Genomic DNA, 921 nt, shown 5'->3' with positions numbered 1-921 from the left:
GTGGGTGAGGTCGGGCAGGACCGGGGTGGCGGTGCGGTGGTGGACCAGCCCGGTCGGGGAGGTCCACACGAAGCTGCCCGGGCTGGGCTGGACCAGCTGCCAGCCGCCGTGGGTCTTGGCGGTGTGCCAGCGCTGGCAGATGCACCCCAGGTTGCCTGCCTGGGTGAGCCCTCCGCGCAGCCGGGTGGGGGTGGGCGGGCCCCAGGCGGTGGTGTGGTCCAGCTGGGTGGCCCCGCCGCGGGCGCTGTGGTGGCAGACCGGGGAGATGCACACCCCGTCGCGGGCGCGCACGTGGGCGGCCAGCAGCGTTGAGGGTCGGTAGCTGACCTCGACGCGGGTGGCGGGGTCGGCGGGATCGCTGGGGTTGTGGGGGTCGGGGGCGGCCGTCTGGTCCAGCAGCACCGCCAGGTGCTCAGCGGTGCTGCGGGTGCTGCGGGCGCTGGCGGCGCTGCCGGTGCGGTGGGGGCTAGGCAGGGTGTCGGGGGCGGGCAGGGTCCAGCGGGAGCGGTGCAGCAGCACCCCGGTGGCCGGGTCGGCGACCAGGCGTCGCCAGCGGGCAGCGCGCACCGCGGCGCGGGTGGTGTGGGGGGTGAGGCGTCCGATGCCGGGCAGGTGGCCGAAGGGTCCGTACCCGGCCAGGGGCCGCTGCTGAGCGCGGGCGCGGGCGCGGCGCGCTGCCCGCAGCCGCTGCCCAGCACGCTCGCCAGCAGGCTCGGCGGCGCGGGGTGGGCTGTCGGTGGCACCGCCGCTGGCGCTGTCGGTGGCGCTGTCGGTGGCGCTGTGGATGGCGTGGTGGGACCGGGGTGCAGGTGGGGGTGCCCCGGCGGCGCTGGTGCGTCGCGGGGTGGGCACCGGCGCTGGGGTGGGCGGGCCGGTGGGGTAGGCGAAGGGGTGTGCAGTTGTGGGGCGGGGTCGTTCTCG

Annotated in this window: 1 pseudogene; it reads right to left on the bottom strand. The window is 78.0% G+C overall.

Features of this window, described 5'->3' with window-relative positions:
• Positions 1-852, bottom strand: a pseudogene (locus FHN55_RS21990) (hypothetical protein); the annotation flags it as partial.
• Between the last annotated feature and the right edge of the window lie 69 nt (positions 853-921).

This window comes from Streptomyces sp. NP160 (genome assembly GCF_006335115.1).
GTDB lineage: Bacteria > Actinomycetota > Actinomycetes > Actinomycetales > Quadrisphaeraceae > Quadrisphaera.
Note: the sequence above shows the minus strand (reverse complement) of the source record. Positions and strands in the feature narration are given on the sequence as shown.